The organism is Bowmanella yangjiangensis (assembly GCF_017255015.1).
Lineage (GTDB): Bacteria > Pseudomonadota > Gammaproteobacteria > Enterobacterales > Alteromonadaceae > Bowmanella > Bowmanella yangjiangensis.
The window spans coordinates 587-2,507 of the sequence record NZ_JAFKCS010000112.1; the positions used below are offsets into that span (position 1 = coordinate 587).

General features: G+C 59.3%; 2 protein-coding genes. Both read right to left on the bottom strand.

The window, feature by feature from the left end; all coding sequences use genetic code 11:
* The coding region (locus J0A65_RS22325; protein WP_206596521.1) for a ParB/Srx family N-terminal domain-containing protein at nucleotides 1-495 on the bottom strand (495 nt) is incomplete at its 3' end.
* Between the two features lie 85 nt (nucleotides 496-580).
* Nucleotides 581-1,891, bottom strand: coding sequence for an OprO/OprP family phosphate-selective porin (locus J0A65_RS22330; RefSeq protein ID WP_206596522.1), 1,311 nt, complete (start codon nucleotides 1,889-1,891; stop codon nucleotides 581-583).
* Nucleotides 1,892-1,921 lie beyond the last annotated feature (30 nt).

Below are 1,921 nucleotides of genomic sequence, written 5' to 3' on the forward strand. Positions count from 1 at the left end.
GCGTGCCTGCGCCATGCGCTGCCAGAAGCTGGCCATGTCGGCACTGTCGCTGAAGTTGTCGGTAACGCGCACCCACATGTTCAGGTCGGCGCCAGCATCGGGATACTCCATCAGCACGGTGAAGGTGTGATGGCCATCGGTCAGGAACAGTTTGCCCTGCGGACCGATCACGACGGTTTTCATCTCGCTGCTGCGAGTGCCTACCGCGCTCTGGCAGCTGAAGCTGTCCGGCTTGTGCAGGTCTGCATCGCCAGGCACGCTGGCACTCTCGCCCTGGCCGTTGGCTTCGCAGTACTCATCGAACAGCTTGTTGCGCTCATTGGCGAAGCGCCCGAGCTTATAGAAAATCTGGTCATAGCCCACTGCTGCCTGAGTCGGATGCAAGGACGTCAGCGGCACCTGGAGCAGTTCGCCCGGTTTGGCCGCACTGTAATCCTGCGCCAGGGCAATGGCGCTGAAACCGATCGATAGCAGCAGAGCGGTAGTCTTACGCATAGCGCTTTTCCATCAATACAAAGGAATAAAAAAGCCCCGCGAAACGCGGGGCTCGAATCAGGAGCAACACTTCAAGGGGTGAAGCTTAGAAGACGTACTGCAGGCGACCTACGATGGCCTTGCCGTCATCCTGAACGCTCTTGCCGCCGACCTGATTGGTGGTGTTGATGTTGTCCACTTCATAGTCGATGTAGTTCAAGCTCATGCGTACCGCCGGAGTGGCGAAGTAGTTCACGCCCACGACCATGGCACTGGCTTCGAACTCGTCGCTGGTGTCGTCGGCAACGATGCCGGCCAGACCCAGGTTGCCCGGGATGGCGTTTGCATCGGAGTCGATGGTGGAGCGCTCGTAACGGGCGAACACTTCCCAGGAGCCTTTCATGTTGTCCGGCTTGTCCCACTTGCCATCGGCAGCCTTGTACTGACGCACGCCGTTGAACATGTAGGAAACCTGGCCGTAGTAGCCGCTGATATCGACGTCGGAGTCGGCACCACCAGCGGTTTCACCGCTGATCTGACGCTGGAAGTACTCAGCCTGGGCACGGAAGGCACCGAACTGCGCACCGGACTCCAGCACCCATTCAACGTCCTTGTCAGCCACGGTGACGTCACCGAAGGTCAGACGGAAGTCATTGTCGCTGCGAATCCCCATGCGAGTACGAGCGCGGGAGCGGTCGTCATCCGGGTTGGAGCTGTGATAGTTGGCACCCAGGTGCACCACATCGGTACCGTTCAGGTACGGAGCCCAGTGGGCGCGCAGGGTATAGCCATAGGCCTCGTCGTTGCCGTCATCGGCCGACTCGTAGGTGTTGTAGTGCGCAACCTGAGCCATCAGGCCGTAGTTGTCACCGGAGTGCTTGAAGTTCACACCGAACTTGGTGTCTTCGTCACCGTTGAGGAAGTCGTACATGAACGGACGCTCGATCGCGGTGATCCAAGACGAGCTGGTGGTGTTTTCCAGACCGTAGTCAACGCCGAAACGGCCTACGGTGATGGTGCCGACATCCAGGCCAGTGTAGGCGATGAACGCCCGGTCAACGGCGGTGTTATCGCCTTCACCGCTGTCGTCGTAGCTCACACGCAGGCCCCAGTCCCAATCGCTGTAGGCAGTGCCTTCCAGACCGAACTCACCACGACGGATGAAGGTGTTGAAGGTATCGTCGAACGGCTGGTTCTGATCGGCAGCCATCAGACCATCGAAGTTGGTGGCATCCCACTGCAGCTTGCCGCTCAGCTTGAAGCTGAACGCCTTGTCGGTGGTAGCGACTTCCAGGCCACCTTTGGTCTTGATCACGAGGTCGGCGCCGTCAGTGGTAACAGTACCGGCGAAAGCCTGGGCGGAGACGGCCAGAGCCAGAGCGCTGGCTGCGAAACCGGCGAAGTGCTTACGGATCATCGAGGATTCCCCTGTTGAACTTTAAGTGTT